Origin of the sequence: Arthrobacter sp. MYb214 (genome assembly GCF_002979865.1) — a bacterium.
Classification (GTDB): domain Bacteria; phylum Actinomycetota; class Actinomycetes; order Actinomycetales; family Micrococcaceae; genus Glutamicibacter.
On record NZ_PCPZ01000001.1, the window covers coordinates 571,277 to 586,501 of the forward strand.

The 15,225-nt window shown below is 59.7% G+C and carries 12 protein-coding genes and 1 pseudogene; 5 read left to right on the forward strand and 8 right to left on the reverse strand.

Annotated elements, in window-relative coordinates; translation table 11 throughout:
* Nucleotides 1-74: 74 nt before the first annotated feature.
* Together CQ012_RS02630 and CQ012_RS02635 are read left to right on the forward strand one after the other, a co-directional pair.
* Nucleotides 75-2,087 (forward strand): M3 family metallopeptidase, encoded by a 2,013-nt coding sequence (locus CQ012_RS02630; RefSeq protein WP_105661376.1) that lies wholly within the window; start codon nucleotides 75-77, stop codon nucleotides 2,085-2,087.
* Complete coding sequence (locus CQ012_RS02635; RefSeq protein WP_105661377.1) at nucleotides 2,087-2,854, forward strand: GNAT family N-acetyltransferase; 768 nt, start codon at nucleotides 2,087-2,089, stop codon at nucleotides 2,852-2,854. The genes CQ012_RS02630 and CQ012_RS02635 overlap by 1 nt, the downstream gene beginning before the upstream one ends.
* Before the next feature lie 73 nt (nucleotides 2,855-2,927).
* Here CQ012_RS02635 and CQ012_RS02640 read toward each other — a convergent pair whose 3' ends face one another.
* Nucleotides 2,928-3,488, reverse strand: a complete 561-nt coding sequence (locus CQ012_RS02640; RefSeq protein ID WP_105661378.1) for a dihydrofolate reductase family protein — start codon at nucleotides 3,486-3,488, stop codon at nucleotides 2,928-2,930.
* Here CQ012_RS02640 and CQ012_RS17840 point away from each other — a divergent pair.
* A complete protein-coding gene (locus CQ012_RS17840; protein ID WP_286134298.1) occupies nucleotides 3,487-3,615 on the forward strand; it encodes a hypothetical protein in 129 nt (42 codons plus the stop codon). The genes CQ012_RS02640 and CQ012_RS17840 overlap by 2 nt on opposite strands.
* Nucleotides 3,616-3,883: 268 nt before the next feature.
* Here the strand turns inward: CQ012_RS17840 and pdxS are convergent, their stop codons facing one another.
* The 5 genes from pdxS to CQ012_RS02665 all read right to left on the reverse strand — a co-directional run bounded on the left by pdxS (nucleotide 3,884) and on the right by CQ012_RS02665 (nucleotide 9,114).
* Nucleotides 3,884-4,786, reverse strand: a complete 903-nt coding sequence (pdxS, locus tag CQ012_RS02645; RefSeq protein ID WP_105658267.1) for a pyridoxal 5'-phosphate synthase lyase subunit PdxS — start codon at nucleotides 4,784-4,786, stop codon at nucleotides 3,884-3,886.
* A gap of 197 nt (nucleotides 4,787-4,983) precedes the next feature.
* Nucleotides 4,984-5,598 (reverse strand): hypothetical protein, encoded by a 615-nt coding sequence (locus CQ012_RS02650; RefSeq protein WP_105658266.1) that lies wholly within the window; start codon nucleotides 5,596-5,598, stop codon nucleotides 4,984-4,986.
* Between the two features lie 154 nt (nucleotides 5,599-5,752).
* The gene (locus CQ012_RS02655) at nucleotides 5,753-6,319 is read right to left on the reverse strand and encodes an HIT family protein (RefSeq protein ID WP_105661379.1); all 567 of its coding nucleotides are present in this window, start codon (nucleotides 6,317-6,319) and stop codon (nucleotides 5,753-5,755) included.
* A 23-nt stretch (nucleotides 6,320-6,342) separates the two neighbouring features.
* Nucleotides 6,343-8,358: a threonine--tRNA ligase gene (gene thrS / locus CQ012_RS02660; RefSeq protein WP_105658264.1), complete on the reverse strand. Its 2,016-nt coding sequence runs from the start codon at nucleotides 8,356-8,358 to the stop codon at nucleotides 6,343-6,345.
* 120 nt (nucleotides 8,359-8,478) lie between these two features.
* Nucleotides 8,479-9,114, reverse strand: a complete 636-nt coding sequence (locus CQ012_RS02665; protein WP_105658263.1) for a winged helix-turn-helix domain-containing protein — start codon at nucleotides 9,112-9,114, stop codon at nucleotides 8,479-8,481.
* Nucleotides 9,115-9,194: 80 nt separating this feature from the next.
* Between CQ012_RS02665 and CQ012_RS02670 the strand changes: the two genes are divergently transcribed.
* Nucleotides 9,195-10,562, forward strand: coding sequence for an MFS transporter (locus tag CQ012_RS02670; protein WP_105661380.1), 1,368 nt, complete (start codon nucleotides 9,195-9,197; stop codon nucleotides 10,560-10,562).
* A gap of 259 nt (nucleotides 10,563-10,821) precedes the next feature.
* On the forward strand, nucleotides 10,822-11,262 hold the full coding sequence (locus CQ012_RS02675) for a VOC family protein (RefSeq protein ID WP_105658261.1): 441 nt from the start codon (nucleotides 10,822-10,824) through the stop codon (nucleotides 11,260-11,262).
* A gap of 6 nt (nucleotides 11,263-11,268) precedes the next feature.
* On the opposite strand, the pseudogene CQ012_RS02680 reads toward CQ012_RS02675, so the two are convergent.
* Both CQ012_RS02680 and CQ012_RS02685 read right to left on the reverse strand, forming a co-directional pair.
* Nucleotides 11,269-11,649: pseudogene (locus CQ012_RS02680) on the reverse strand (nucleotidyltransferase family protein); the annotation flags it as partial.
* A gap of 103 nt (nucleotides 11,650-11,752) precedes the next feature.
* Nucleotides 11,753-15,208 (reverse strand): DNA polymerase III subunit alpha, encoded by a 3,456-nt coding sequence (locus tag CQ012_RS02685; RefSeq protein ID WP_105661381.1) that lies wholly within the window; start codon nucleotides 15,206-15,208, stop codon nucleotides 11,753-11,755.
* Nucleotides 15,209-15,225: the final 17 nt, after the last annotated feature.

Below are 15,225 nucleotides of genomic sequence, written 5' to 3' on the forward strand. Positions count from 1 at the left end.
ATCGAGCCTAGCTCAGCTGGGCACCTGGGGTGTAAATGCAAGCTAAATCACGTTTTCCATGAAAACCTAGGCCTATGCAAAACCCGCTTCTGACTCCCAGTACCAGGCCCTACCAATGGCCAGCCTTCGACCAGCTCACCGCTGAGCATTACCTGGAGGCAGTCCGGCTCGGCGCAGCCGAACAGCGTGAGGAGCTGCAGCGCATCATCGACGATGCCCAGGCTCCCACTTTTGAGAACACTTTCTTGGCGCTGGAAGCCAGCGGGCAGACCCTGCGCCGTGCGCTCATGACGTATTTCGCGGTGATTTCCGCCCACGGCACCGAAGATCTGCGGGCGATTCAGTCGGAGATTTCTTCGATCTGGACTAGGCAAGAAGATGAGATTTACCTAAACCAAACCTTGTACTTGCGTCTACAAGCTTTGAATTATGAGGGTCTCCAGGGGGAAGATGCCCGTCTAGTGGAGCAAACGCTGAAGAATTTCCAATTGGCCGGCGCAGGCTTGGGCGACGCCGAAAAGGACCAGTTGAAGGCACTGAACGCCAAACTCGCTGAGCTTTCCACGCAGTTCGCTGACCTCGTCCTGGAAAATCAGAATGCCCACGCTGTGCACTTCGACGATGCTGAGGAACTCGCAGGTCTTTCCAGCCAAGCGATCGAGTCCGCTGCGCAAGCCGCCAAGCAAGCAGGCCACGCATCGGGATACTTGCTGACGCTGGTTTCGCCTACCCAGCAACCGGTCCTGGAGTCGCTCGCGTCAAGCCAGTCCCGCCGCAAGGTGTTCAATGCCTCGATCAGCCGTGGCACCGAGGAAAACGCGACCATTCATGTGGCTGCCGAAATGGCACAGCTTCGCGCTGAGCGCGCCGCTCTGCTCGGATTCGCCAACCATGCAGAAACCGTGCTCGCCCAGGCCACTGCACCTTCCACCGCTGCGGTGGAAGAACGGCTGGCCGAGCTAACCAAGGCCGCCACCGCAAATGCCCGCCAGGAAGCCCAGGTGCTGGGCAAGATCGCCGGTGCCGAAATCAACGCGTGGGATTGGAAATACTTCTCCAACCAGGTCTTGCGTGAGGAGTACTCGGTGGATTCCGAGGCACTGCGCAACTACTTCGAATTAGACCGGGTCCTGGTCGATGGCGTCTTCGCGACCGCTACCAAGCTGTTTGGCATTACCTTCAGCGAGCGGTTCGACCTTCCCGCCTACCACCAGGATGTTCGGGTCTTCGAAGTTTTCGACGCCGATGGCAAGCCGCTGGCGCTCTACACCGGCGACTACCTGACCAGGGATACCAAGAAGGGTGGTGCATGGATGACCAGCCTGCGCGATGCCGCTTCGTTCCTGGATGAGCGGCCGATCGTCACGAATACCTTGAACATCACCCCGCCTGCGCCGGGTGATCCGGTTCTGCTGTCCATGGATGAGGCAAATACGCTGTTTCACGAGTTCGGCCATGCGCTGCACGGGATGTTCTCCAGCGGAAAGTACGCTTCGCTTTCTGGCACCTCGGTCCCCCGCGATTTCGTGGAGTTCCCATCGCAGGTCAACGAGATGTGGATGCTCCACGAGGATGTCGTATCCGGTTATGCTATCCACCACCAGAGCGGCGAAGTATTGGACGATGCGCTGATCGAGAAGATCCGCGCGGCTTCGCTATGGGGCCAGGGTTTTGCAACCACTGAGTACCTTGCCGCCAGTGTCCTTGATTGGGCCTGGCACACCATCAGCGCCGGGACTGTTATCGAGGATCCGCTGCAGTTCGAACAGGACGTGCTTCAGGGCGCCGGCTTCGACTCCGCAATGATTCCGCCTCGCTACCGCACCGGTTATTTCCAGCACATTTTCGCCAATGGATACTCCGCTGGCTACTACTCCTACATCTGGAGTGAGGTGCTCGATGCCGACACTGTGCAGTGGTTCGAGGAAAATGGGGGCTTAATGCGCGAAAATGGTAATCGGTTCCGTGAGGAACTGCTTTCGCGCGGAAATACGCGCGATCCCCTTGAGTCCTACGAATTATTCCGCGGCCGCACCGCATTGGTTGAACCGTTGTTGCGCCGTCGAGGATTGGTGAACGCAGAATAATGACCACTATTGCCTCCGCACAGGAAGCACTAAGCCACTGGCATCAGGCACTTGCAGTCGCCACCGGCGGCAAGATCTTTACCACCCACGGATGCTCATGGGCATGGCAGCCAGTACGCAAGCGGCTGATCCTGCTGTTCCCCGAACAGCCAGAACAGGCGGGCCTGCGTCCGGCGCTAGCCGAAGGCCATCGGCTCGGCGCCCGGCGCGTGGAAGCTTGGGTTAACTCAGGCGCCCACGCAGATGAGCTGAGGGCGACCGGTTTCTCCGATAATGCCCAGGTTTCCTGGCATGCTGGCCCATTGGCCATTCCAATGGATCGTTGGACCGGCAAGATCCGTTTGGGCAATAACGTGCCTGAGGCCACGGGAGCTGATGCGGCCGAGCTGAACGTGACGAACCTTTGGCGCGAGACCAGCACCCAGCTCTCCAGCGGGCATCCGGCATTGCGCCGCGTCGAGCATGCCTTGGCTCGTACCGACGAGGGAGAGATCGTGGGCCGGGGCTTTGCCCAGCAGGGCCTGAACGGCCAGCTCATGGTGCATTCCTTGGCCGTAGGCAAGGAACATCGCCGCCATGGCGTTGGCACTGCCTTGCTTCATGGCCTGTCGCGATCAATGATCAATCCGCTGTCGCCGCCAGACGATGAGGTACCTCAGGAGCTATTGGCAGCGGCGACTCCGTCTAGTGCCGATTTCTTCAGTGCGAACGGCCTGAAGCTGCTGGGACGAGGACGCCATATGGTTCTGCGCTCCTGGAACCAGTAGCCAGCCACTGATAACGAGAAAGCTCAGCCGGTCACGGGGCGTTCCGTGACCGGCTGGGCTTTTTCGAATGGCCTTACCGCGATTTGTTGACTCGATAGACAAGCCGGGCGAAAGGTCCGGCTTGCCGCGCTTCAACCAGTTCGAGGCTCTCGCTGGAAATAGTTCGTGGCAATACGGGCGCACCCGACGATAGCGCGGCCGGGGCGATAGTCAATGCCAAGACATCGAGGGCATCGGCATCCAGGAATTGCCCCAGCAGTTCACCGCCGCCAAGTACCCAAACATTCTTCTCCCCTGCGCTGTCACGAATTGCCGGCAAGAACTGCGCAACTGGCCCGTTCAGCAGCTGCACATCAGCCCCTTCTGGAATGGGCAACTCCCTCGAAGTGAAGACATAGGTCTTGACCCCCGGATAGTATTCATGCCACTTTTGCGGATTTTCCATGAGCTGTTCATTCTCGATCATCCACATATAGGTGTTCGCGCCTTCGACATGCACACCAACGTTTTCAGGCAATAGTTCCGGATCAGGCTCTTGGGACCCCGGAACATCAAAGAGCCATTGCAGGCTATGGTTCTCGTCGGCCAAGTATCCATTGAGACTGACCGCGGCATCGAAGATAATCTCGCTCATGGCACATAGTCTGCCACAGGAAAATTGCTCACGGCTCCGGGTGCACTTCGCTACCGGCATGCCTGCTCCAGGGCTGCACCACCAGCAGGTCGCCATCGATGTCCCACCGGCTCTGGTCGAGCAGTAAGTGATCGGGGTGCGCCGAGATACTCGCGATTCCAGGCAGCGGACCTGGTTGGGCGGGGCCGGAGACGGATTGCTGCTCGTAAACGCACCACCTGGAATCAGTTGATTCATGCTGGCTGGAAAGAACACTTGGAGGCAAAGGCTAGATCGCAGTCTCGTTCCGTATCGGGCCCCTGCATCACTACCGGCAGCACAGAAGCAGCGAGGCCGAAGAAATGGACTGATCTGTCCACTTCTTCGGCCTCGTCATCAGCTACTCAGCGCAGTTCCTACCAGCCGCGCTCCGAAAGGCGGTGAGGCACTGGCACGTCGGCGACGTTGATGCCGACCATTGCTTCGCCCAGACCGCGGGAGATCTTAGCCAGCTCGTCCGGGTTGTCGAAGAAGGTGGTTGCCTTCACGATGGCCTCGGCGCGCTGCACTGGGTTGCCGGACTTGAAGATACCCGAGCCGACGAACACGCCGTCGGCGCCCAGCTGCATCATCATCGCAGCGTCGGCCGGGGTGGCGATGCCGCCAGCGGTGAACAGCACTACCGGCAGCTTGCCGGTCTGCGCGATTTCCTTGACCAGCTCATACGGTGCCTGCAGCTCCTTAGCGGCCACGTACAGCTCATCTTCCGGCAATGCGGCCAGCTTGGCGATCTCTGCACGGATCTTGCGCATGTGCCCGGTGGCGTTCGAAACATCGCCGGTGCCGGCTTCGCCCTTCGAGCGGATCATTGCGGCACCTTCGTTGATTCGGCGCAATGCCTCACCGAGGTTGGTGGCACCGCAAACGAATGGAACGGTAAAAGGCCACTTATCGATGTGGTTCTCGTAGTCTGCTGGCGAAAGGACCTCGGACTCGTCGATGTAGTCGACGCCGAGGGACTGCAGGATCTGCGCCTCGACAAAGTGGCCGATGCGCGCCTTGGCCATTACCGGGATGGAGACCTCGGCGATGATGCCGTCGATCATGTCCGGGTCGCTCATGCGCGAGACGCCGCCCTGGGCACGGATGTCCGCAGGAACGCGCTCCAGAGCCATGACGGCCACGGCACCTGCATCTTCAGCGATGCGTGCCTGCTCTGGGGTGACTACGTCCATGATGACGCCGCCCTTGAGCATTTCGGCCATGCCGCGCTTGACGCGGTCCGAACCGACGACGGAGTTCTGGTTGTTCGTAGACATGGTGAGGAGGGGTTCCTTTCGACACTGCGGTGACTCGTTTTTGCCCCAGAATTTCGGGGATATAAGCGAGGTGGTACGCCAGTAATCGTAGGATCGCTTTGCTTTATTACCTCGCGTGTTGCGTCATAATTGGCAGATAGTAGATTTATCCACCAGTTACGAGTTAGTGCGTAACATTGGCAATCTCTACTAAACAACTAGTCAGAGTGCTTTTTGCCGGTGAATATTTGGCGTGACGCTATTGCATCCGACACTTGATATTTTGCTGGCTGACCGTAGCCTTCAGGATTAGCTGCTTCAATGCGCGCCACTTCCTCAGACATAAATTGCACCAGCGGAACGTCGCCGTTGATATCTTCGGCTACGGAGCGCAATTGCTGCGCATATGCCAGCAATCGCGGAGTGAAGTGTTTGGTGTAGGAGGGGTCCGGGTCGCTGGCACGCTGATGGACGGATTCAAAATTTTTGGCAAGGTCCTCGATTGCCGGTTTAACTGACTCCATCACCTGCACCAATGCCCGGTCCGCCGCTTGCGAGATCGCAACTAGGCTCAATTGGTAGTGGTGCTCGGTGGCCACAGCCGCCGCGAGCCGTTCCAGCGGATCCAGGGTATCGAGCCAACCGCGCAGGAACCTGTCGCAGTTTGCATCATGCTCGTAGCTCAGGTCTTCAAGCAGCTGATCAATCATGCCGATTGAGTAGCGGGCTGCACCTTGGATGGCGAAACGCATTTCATGCTCGGATCCACTAATAATCCAGTCGCGGATTTCTTCGATGGTGCCGATTGGTTCAGGGGACCTGGGAATATTCAACGATGCTCATTTCAGGAAGAAGTTTCTCCAACATGCCGCAACAGTCTATTTGGTCTTGCATTGCAGCAGGCCAACGTCGTGGCTTTTGCATTAAATGACGTTGGGCCCGACAGAACATTTCCATGTTCTGCCGGGCCCAAGTACCAGCTATTGCCTAGTTCGGGGTTTCGCTGTCCCACGCTTCGGCAATGGCACTGCGAACCTCGGACAAGGTCTGCGGGATCGCCTTGGTCTGCGCGATGATAGGGAAGAAGTTCCCATCCCCGTTCCAGCGCGGCACGATGTGCTGATGCAGGTGCGCGGCGATGCCTGCTCCCCCGGCTTCGCCCTGGTTCATGCCCAGGTTGAAACCGGCGGGGTTGGAGACCTTGCGCAGCACGCGCATTGACTGCTGCGCCAACGCTGCCATTTCGGCCGTTTCCTCCACCGTGATATCGGTGTAGTTGGGCACATGGCGGTACGGGCACACGAGCAGGTGGCCCGGGTTGTACGGGAACAGATTCAGGATCACGTAGCAGGTTTTGCCACGGTGCACGATCAGCGCTTCTTCGTCGGTACGCCCAGGACCGGCGCAGAATGGGCAACTGGCCTCATCCTTGACCTGGTCCTGTCCGCCCTTGATATAAGCCATCCGGTAGGGAGTCCACAGGCGCTGGAACGAATCCGGCACTCCGGCGAGTTCAAAGTCGTCGGTGACGGACCGGTCTGCTTGTTCCTGCATGCTTGGTGGACTCCCTATCCGAACTAGTTGTTGTTGTCGCGGCTCTTGATGGCTTCAACGATGCGGGCTACCGCATCGTCGACTGGAACCTGGTTCTCCTGGCTGCCATCGCGGAAGCGGAAGGACACGGCGTTTGCATCGGCATCTTCGCCACCGGCGATGAGCACGAATGGAACCTTGTCCTTGGACGCGTTGCGGATCTTCTTCGGGAAGCGATCCGTCGAGTCATCCAGTTCCACGCGGACACCCTGCGCCTTGAGCTTGGCAACAACTTCACCGAGGTAGTCGTTGAAAGCCTCGGCCACTGGGATCGCGCGAACCTGTACCGGCGAGAGCCATGCGGGGAAGGCACCTGCGTAGTGCTCGGTGAGCACGCCCAGGAAGCGCTCGATGGAACCGAACTTCGCAGCGTGGATCATCACTGGTTCCTGGCGGGAACCGTCGGCAGCCTGGTACTCCAAACCGAAGCGCGCTGGCTGGTTGAAGTCGTACTGCACGGTGCCCATCTGCCAGGTACGGCCGATGGCATCCTTGGCCTGGACCGAGATCTTCGGACCGTAGAATGCGGCTCCGCCTGGGTCGGCAACCAGTTCGACGCCGGATTCGGTGGCGACGCGCTCCAGCACGGCGGTAGCTTCATCCCACTGCTCATCCGAGCCGATGAACTTGTCCGACTCCGGATCACGGGTGGACAGCTCCAGGTAGAAGTCGTCCATGCCGAAGTCGCGCAACAGCGAGAGCATGAAGTTCAGCAGGTGCTCAACCTCGGCCGGTGCCTGCTCCTTGGTGACGTAGGAGTGGCTGTCATCCTGGGAGAAACCTCGCACGCGGGTCAGGCCGTGGACCACGCCGGACTTCTCGTAGCGGTAGACGTGGCCGAATTCGAATAGGCGCAGCGGCAATTCACGGTATGAACGTCCGCGGCCGCGGAAGATCAGGTTGTGCATCGGGCAGTTCATGGCCTTCAGGCGGTATTCCTGGCCCTGCTTGGTGATGTTGCCATCTTCATCGCGCTCTTCATCGATGTGCAGCGCCGGGAACATGGTGTCCGCGTAGTACGGCAGGTGGCCCGAGGTGTGGAACAGCCCATCCTTGGAGATGTGCGGGGTGCCCACGTACTGGAAGCCTTCTTCGACGTGGCGGTCGCGCACGTAGTCTTCCATTTCGCGCTTGATGATGCCGCCCTTGGGGTGGAACACCGGCAGGCCCGAGCCCAGCTCATCGGGGAACGAGAACAGGTCCAGTTCGGCACCGAGCTTGCGGTGGTCGCGGCGCTCGGCTTCGGCCAGGCGCTCCTGGTAGGCCTTCAGGTCGTCCTTGGTTGGCCATGCGGTGCCGTAGATGCGCTGCAGCTGCTTGTTCTTCTCGCTGCCCAGCCAGTAGGCGGCAGCCGAGCGGGTCAGCGCGTAGGCGTTCTTGATCAGCTTGGTGTTCGGCAGGTGCGGTCCGCGGCACAGGTCCTTCCAGACAGTGTCGCCGGACTTGCGGTCCACGTTGTCGTAGATGGTGGTTTCGCCAGCGGCCACCTCAACGGTGACGCCTTCGCCGGAAGTGTCGGCGGAGTCGGCCTTGGCCAACAGCTCGCACTTGTATGGCTCGTTGGCCATTTCAGCCTTGGCTTCCTCCGGGGAAACTTCGCGGCGGACAAAGAGCTGGTTCTGGTTGATGATCTTCTGCATCATCTTTTCCAGCTGCTTCAAGTCTTCTGGGGTGAATGGGTCCTCGACATCGAAGTCGAAGTAGAAACCGTCGGTGATGTAGGGGCCGATTCCCAGCTTGGAGTCCGGGCGCAGCTGCTGCACAGCCTGGGCCATCACGTGGGCAGTCGAGTGGCGCAGCACCTCCAATCCTTCTGGATCATTGATGGTTACGCGGGTGACAGTGGTTCCGGCTTCCAGTTCGCGGGCCAGGTCGCGCAATACGCCATCGACGTGCATGACAACCACGTCTTTATCGTTGGCAAAATGCTGCAGACCGGTCGTTCCCGCGTCCACCTGTACCTGCTCGCCGTCAATGGTGAGAGTCAGCTGCTCGCTCATGAGATCGGGTTCTACCTTTCAATCTGTGATGGCTTCATAGCTTGTGGCATACCTTGGCCACAGCCAGCCAGAATCCAGTTTAGTTCAGGACCCCACCTCAGCGTGCGTTTACCTCGGGTTTTACGAAGATTGATCGCCCTCTTGTGACTCGTTCAACAGCGAATCTGCGTTGAACAGGCTCATGACATGCCAGATTTCACGATCGCCCGCGGGCTGCGAACTGGTGACTTTGCCGTTTTTCAGATCCTCGCGGAAAGCCGGAATCACTTCTTCCATGCGGCGCATGAGTTCGTCGCATTCATCTTGGGTAAGCATCAGGTTGCTCGTTTGCATCTGCGCTTTAATCTCCCCGGGCTCTTCGCCGCGATAGTGCCTTTCTGCATGCCGAAGCGTCGCTTGCAGGCGGCGTTGCTCGTCATGGACCACTTGGCTGAGGTAGGCATCCATGGCCGTCCCGGTCTGGTCCTCCGGGCGCTCTCCCACTTTGCCGGTCGTATAGCCGCGAGCCGCAGGTTTCCATACGCGGTCACGCCTATCGCGCGCCAGTTCCGGAACTTCAACGATCATGTCGGCTTTGGCCAGCTCACGCAGATGGAAACTGACCTTGTTCGCGGGTACGCCAAGAGCCTGCGCGAGGTCTGCCGCGCGTGCGGTTTCCATTGCCGAAAGCGCGTCAAGGATTTGCCGACGCAAGGGGTTTGCGATGGCCTTGAGCATGGGGGTGGTGAATGTGACCGGTGGCTCATGGTTGCTCATAAGCACAGCATAGCAATCCCACAAATAAAGTTGCGCAAATTCTATTGCGCAACTTTATTTGCGAATCTATAGTTGGTGCCATGACCAGCATCCAGGCCAACGATCCATCAGGCACCACAGCGATTATCACGGAGCCTTTGCCGCCTTTGCGCGTGCAGCGCAACTACCGGATGTGGCTGCTGGCGGACTCAACGGCTTTGCTGTCGGGCAGTATTTACGGGTTCATCTTTCCTTTGATCTTGCTGTCCGCTACGGGGTCCCCGGTTTTGGCCGGAACCCTGGCCGCAGTGGGAATGGCAGCACGGGCGAGCGTAATTTTGGCCGGCGGAGCCATGGCGGATCGTACCGACAAGGCTCGGATGATTCTCATAGGAAGTTTCGCCGGTGCTGCAATCACGGCAGCCATGGCCCTGGGCAGCAGCGTCGGTTCACTGCCGGTTGCCTCCTTATGCCTTGCCCACATCCTTATGGAACTGCGCGGCGGGTACTTTGGGTCGACAACTAATGCCGCCCTAAAGGATCTTGTACACCCCAAACAGCTCGGCCGTGCGATGGCGGCGAATCAAGGCCGCGACTCGGTGCTGATGCTCGGCTCCGCTCCCCTGGGCGGCGTGCTTCTGGGATTAGGCGGTGGCATTGCCCTGCTCATCGTCAGTGTCCTGAATCTGATCGCTGCGGCCAGTGGATTTGCACTGCGTCGTCCATTGCGGGCAGCCAAGCTATCTGGGCAAGATTCCAATGGCACCAGCAATGATTCCGAAGAGAAAGTGGCCCACGGAATTCTGGCAGGCATGCACTGGTGCTTTTCCCGGCCACAGCTGCGCGCTCTGCTGATTTTGATTACGGTCGTCAACATCGGCGTCAACGGGCTGATGACAACGCTGATCTACGGACTTCAACAGCGTTCCGAAGAACCCTGGGTTATCGGGTTAACTTCTACCTTCATGGGCGCTGGAATGCTGCTCGGATCGTTGGTCGCAACGAAGCTCATCGATAAATTCCGCAGTGGTTTACTGACCTGCACCTGTCTCACCATTTTGGGTGTAGCCATGCTGCTCATCGGGTTTAATACGAACCTGCTCTGGATGGGGACCATGCTGATGATCAGCTTCCTCAGCGTTCCAGCTCTCAACGCTGCGGTGGGTGGATACTTCATGGCCTCCATTCCGAAGCAAATGTCTGGGCGCGCTAATTCCCTAATCACCTTTATGGCACTGGCCGCTTTGCCCTTATCTCCGCTGCTTACCGGATTTGGTCTGGAATCGGTCGGCATGGGACCAACGCTGATATTTTTCGGGGCATTCGTTTCCTTAGCAGCAGTCTTGGCCTGGCTCTCACCGCAGGTACGGCGCATACCCCGTCCTGAGCATTGGATGGCGGCATCGCCCGAACTCACCAGCGCATCCGCCCCTCAACAATCCCCCGCCCCAGCGGCCTCCACCGAATAGGAGTATCCAAAGTGAATTCCGATCCCACGTCGCCCAGCGATTTCCGGCTCAAGCGATCAGCCCGGAAGCGAATCTTCAGCAGCGAAAAAAGATACCGCCATGCTTCTGCATTGACGCACCAAGCCGACGATGCAATTGCCCAGGCGAGGTATCAAGCGCTGCGCAACGAGCAATGGATCTATCTATAAGGAGGCAGGAAAAGTCTTGGAAGATCCGCAAACCCATGGCTTTCATTTTCAACCCCTCCTACCCTAGTAATATGAACAAACCGGCCCCACCTGTCATCAGTGCCATTACCCTCGGAGTGCGCGATGTCGGTGCTTCCACGAAGTTCTACACCGAGGGCCTGGGGTTTGAGCTGGTCCAGCCAGCTCACCCGGAAATCGCTTTTGTCCGTGCCGGCTATGGCTTGATGCTCGCCCTCTGGGATGTGAAGCAGATGCCCAGCGAGTACGGCGACGTCGGGCACAGCCAGCTGGCGCCACCGATCTCACTGGGACACAACGTGCACTCTGACGCAGAAGTGGACCGACACTACCGGCGAGCGCTGGATGCGGGAGCGACTTCTGTCACCGAACCGACGGTGCAGCCGTGGGGCGGCAAGAGTGCCTGTGTGGCTGATCCGGATGGCTTCCGCTGGGATTTTGTGCACAACCCGTCATTTGTCGTCGACGCCGATGGGCATGTTTCCTCGGTTTGAGAATTATCAGTTTTCAGTGATCTTCCTTGATGGTTCCCGTTCAGGCCAGGGTTCATAGGTACTAATTTGCCCAGGCTCATCACTAGTGCCTGCAAAGCAGCAGGTCTTCGCTGCGAAATGGTCGATGGCGTCCTTAACGCTGAGGAATGGAATAGCCGGCGCCCCAAAGGGCTCTTCGTACCAAAGTTGGACGCATGCTCCGTTGCGTACTTCGATTTCTGCGTCCATGCCCTTGAAGAGGACTTTGGCTCCACGAATGAGCGCATCTTCGGCCTCCCAGGACGTATCTTCATCGAAGTAGATGAAGTCGTAGTCACGAATTCCTCTTTGCGGATCTTTGCCTTCGAGCACGTTCCAAACTGTTTGGGATAGTGCACCTGCAGTGAGCCACCAATCATCTGCGCTTACGCCCGTTCTCCCCTCACATCAGGTATCTCTCCTATTGGACCCGATGTATCTGTTAGGTAAACCCTGTCAGCGAACTAGCTCATCAGGCCCCTCTCTGGTCCAGGCCTTCAGCTTCCATCCGTTTGGCAAGTTCCCCGACACTTTCGATCTTGCGTGCTCCCTCGCCGAGGTTTGGCCGATAGCTTGGTTGCGGCCGGGTGAGCTCCGCGAGGTAGCCTGCAGCAGGCAGGGTCTCCGGCTGATGCAGGTCCCAGGCGTTCAGCGCTTGGAGGGAGATGCCGCGCGGTCCGGTACGGCGTGTGACCCCGTGGATGAGCAGCATGCGTGTGGAGAAGAGCAAGGGCGCTGTGCGCTGCTGCGTGTCATCGAAGAAGGTGGCGTCGATGCAGCCAGTCCCATCATCCACGGAAATGAAGACCACACGCTTGCCTCCGCGCATGGGAGGAGTCTGAGTGGCCACCCGTACCCCGGCGACCAGAACTTCGGTTCCGTTGCGCAGGTGCAGCAGCTCGGCTGCCTGCGTAATGGGCAGGTGCGCCAGCCGTTGGCGGTACGAGGTGATCAGATGCTCGCTGGCGTCCAGATGCATGAGGTCCAATTCGGTACGTACTACTTCCGCGGGATCCAGTGCTTTGCCGGTCTGGTCGATATATTCGATCTGCCCCAGATCCAGGGCAAGTTGTCCGGGTCCCGGCCGGTATTTGGCCGGAAGGGAGCTGTGCGCCATGGATTGCGTGTGGGCGATCGTGTCGGCACGGGAGGTCCCGGACAATAGGGAATCGAACACTCCGAGCGCTGCAAGGTTCTGGTAGGTGCGTCGCGAGAGTCCTGCGCGGGCGCGGACATCGGCGAGGTGCTCATAGGGCTGGCCTGCGACCAGGCGTTGCACTTCGCGTTCGCTCATCTGGTGGATGTCGCGGAAGGCCAGGCGGATTCCATAGCGCCCAGGGCGCAGCGAGCTGGGTGCGCGGGGCACCACAGGAACCTTCGCTGGAGCGGATTCGAATATTCGTTCGACTCGGTAGTGCCCGGTGGATCGGTTGATATCCAGCGGGAGGATGGGAACGCCCATTCTGCGTGCTTCGGAGACCAGCAGCCGCTTGGGGTACATGCCCGGGTCGTGCTCCCAGATCCCGGCAAGGAAAGCTTCGGGGTGGTGCGCCTTGAGCCAGGCCGAGTGGTAGGTAGGTACGGCAAAGGCAGCCCCGTGGGCCTTGCAGAAGCCGAAGGAGCCGAAGCCGGAGAGCACCTCCCAGACTTGGTCAATGGTTTCCTGGCTATAACCGCGTTTGGCCGCCTCGGCGCGCACATACTTCTCTACGGCTGGTTCCTTCTCCGGGTTGCCCAGCAGGCGCCGGTAGACATCGGCCATGCCCAATCCGCATCCGGTGAGCACATCAAGCATGCGCAGCACCTGTTCATGGAAGACGGTCACCCCGTGGGTTTCGGCGAGCGCCGGAATCAGATCCTCGTGCAGGTATTGGGCAGGGGCGAATCCGTGGCGGTGCTCCAGGTAGGGCTTGACCATATTCGACTGCATGGGACCCGGGCGGAACAGGGAAATATCGATGATCAGGTCGTTGAATTCGCGGGGCGCGAGCTTGCCGATCAGTTCGCGCTGCCCCGGGGATTCGATCTGGAAGCAGCCCAGCGTATGGGTGGAGCGGATCAATTCGAAAGTGGGTTCGTCATCCAGTGGCACCCTGGACAGGTCTATCGCTCCGGTAGCGGAGATATAGCTGTCGTCGGCGTGCCCTCCGGCGCGGGCGGCCGCTTGCTTATCCGGGTGCATGCGGGCGATCTCCTCGAGCGTGTAGGCGATGGCCGATTGCATGCGCACACCGAGCACGTCGAGCTTGATCAAGCCCATCAGGTCCATGTCGTGCTTGTCGAACTGGCTCATCTGCAGTCCGATGCCCGAGGGCTGGACCGGGGTGCGGTCCAGCAGGCTCGCGTCGGAGAGGATCACCCCGCAGGGGTGCATGGAGATATGGCGAGGCAGCCGGTCGAGGCGCTCGGTAGCGTCGATGAGGATATCGAGCTGGGTGTCATCGGTAATGCGTTCTGCCAATGCGGCCAGCTCCGGCTTCTCGGTGAGCGCTTCGCGGAAAGAGGATGCGGAGAAGCGCCAGAGTTGCTTCGCGATCTCATCTACCTGTTCCTGCTCTACCCCGAGGGCGGCTCCTGCATCACGGACCGCGCCGCGCGCACGGTAGGCGTTCTGCATGCTCATCAGGCTGACGCGCTCTTCCCCGAAGCTGGAGAAGATCTCGCGGTAGATCTCGTGGCGGCGTGCGGATTCCACGTCGATGTCGATATCCGGCAGGGTGGTGCGGGTATCGGAGAGGAAGCGTTCGAACACCAGGTCGTGGGCCAGCGGGTTCACCTGGCTGATGCCCAGCAGGTAGTTCACCAGCGAGGAAGCACCGGAGCCGCGGGCTGCCACGCGGATTCCCATGCCGGTGATCAGCTTGACGGTTTCGGCGACGGTCAGGAAATACCCGGCGAAGTCCAGCCGGTCGATCACCCCGAGTTCCAGAGCCAGCTGTCTTTCAATGAGGCTGGGATTGGCGTGCGGCAAGAGCCCAGGCACCGCTGCATGGACTCGCTCGGTGAGTTCTTGCATGGCCGGACGGTGCAGGCCGATGATCTTCGCTTCGGGGATCACCGGCTTCTTCCATCCGAGATCGGCTACCGGGTCTGCCGCCGCCCATTCGGCGAGCGCTTCAGTTTCCCGCAAAAGCTGTTGCGCCCAGCTTTTTTCGGTGGCTTGGCCGATCTCTTTGGCCAGCTGGCGCATCTCTTGCGGGGTTTTCAGCCACCCTTGGCCATTGGGTTGGCAGGAGTCCAGGTTCTTCAGGCTATGCAGGGCGCGCGCTGAGTCCAGGATGTCTGCGGTGACCGCCCCGTCGGGGTCTACGTAGCGTACGGCATTGGTGAGCACGGCCTTGATCCCCCGCTCTTGGGCGTACCGCAGCAAGCGGGCTGCTTCACCGAGGCTGTAGCGCGATCCAGGACTGGACAGGTGCGTGGTGATTTCCACTCGCAGCATCTTTCCCACCCGGTTTTTCCAGTCGCCCATGAGGGTGCGCGCTTGGGTGTATTTTCCCTTGAGGATCGCTCTGGCCACATCGGATTCGCCGCCGAGCAGGATTATCAGGTTGCTGCTTCGGCCTAGTTCCGCAATCTGCCGGGCGCTCAGTCCGGGAACGCCATGAGCCGTGCCGTGCGCGAGGGTAATTGCCCGGCATAATGCCGCGTAGCCAGCTCCTGCGCAGCCTCCGCGGGCCAGCAGGGTGATTCTTCCAAGGGTTTCCCCGGAGGCATCGAGCACCGCGAGGTTGACTCCGAGGATCGGCGCCAGCCCTTCAGCCATGCAGGCCGCCACGTGCTTGACCGCGCCATATAGCCCGTCCCGGTCGGTCAGCGCCAGCATCTGCGCGCCGTGCGCTTTGGCTGCTTGCGCCAGGGCGCGCGGGTGTGACACCCCGTAGTGGGCGCTATAGGAAGAACTGACGTTCAAATGGGTGAAGCTCATTGCAGCCCTTCGAAGAT

What these genes read in the sequence shown, in the direction of transcription:
- CQ012_RS02670 (WP_105661380.1), top strand. Translation starts at nt 9,195, where the DNA reads ATGACCAGCATCCAGGCCAACGATCCATCAGGCACCACAGCGATTATC.
- CQ012_RS02630 (WP_105661376.1), top strand. Translation starts at nt 75, where the DNA reads ATGCAAAACCCGCTTCTGACTCCCAGTACCAGGCCCTACCAATGGCCA.
- CQ012_RS02665 (WP_105658263.1), bottom strand. Translation starts at nt 9,114, where the DNA reads ATGAGCAACCATGAGCCACCGGTCACATTCACCACCCCCATGCTCAAG.
- CQ012_RS02640 (WP_105661378.1), bottom strand. Translation starts at nt 3,488, where the DNA reads ATGAGCGAGATTATCTTCGATGCCGCGGTCAGTCTCAATGGATACTTG.
- thrS (WP_105658264.1), bottom strand. Translation starts at nt 8,358, where the DNA reads ATGAGCGAGCAGCTGACTCTCACCATTGACGGCGAGCAGGTACAGGTG.
- CQ012_RS02635 (WP_105661377.1), top strand. Translation starts at nt 2,087, where the DNA reads ATGACCACTATTGCCTCCGCACAGGAAGCACTAAGCCACTGGCATCAG.
- pdxS (WP_105658267.1), bottom strand. Translation starts at nt 4,786, where the DNA reads ATGTCTACGAACAACCAGAACTCCGTCGTCGGTTCGGACCGCGTCAAG.
- CQ012_RS02685 (WP_105661381.1), bottom strand. Translation starts at nt 15,208, where the DNA reads ATGAGCTTCACCCATTTGAACGTCAGTTCTTCCTATAGCGCCCACTAC.
- CQ012_RS02675 (WP_105658261.1), top strand. Translation starts at nt 10,822, where the DNA reads ATGAACAAACCGGCCCCACCTGTCATCAGTGCCATTACCCTCGGAGTG.
- CQ012_RS02655 (WP_105661379.1), bottom strand. Translation starts at nt 6,319, where the DNA reads ATGCAGGAACAAGCAGACCGGTCCGTCACCGACGACTTTGAACTCGCC.
- CQ012_RS17840 (WP_286134298.1), top strand. Translation starts at nt 3,487, where the DNA reads ATGGCACATAGTCTGCCACAGGAAAATTGCTCACGGCTCCGGGTGCAC.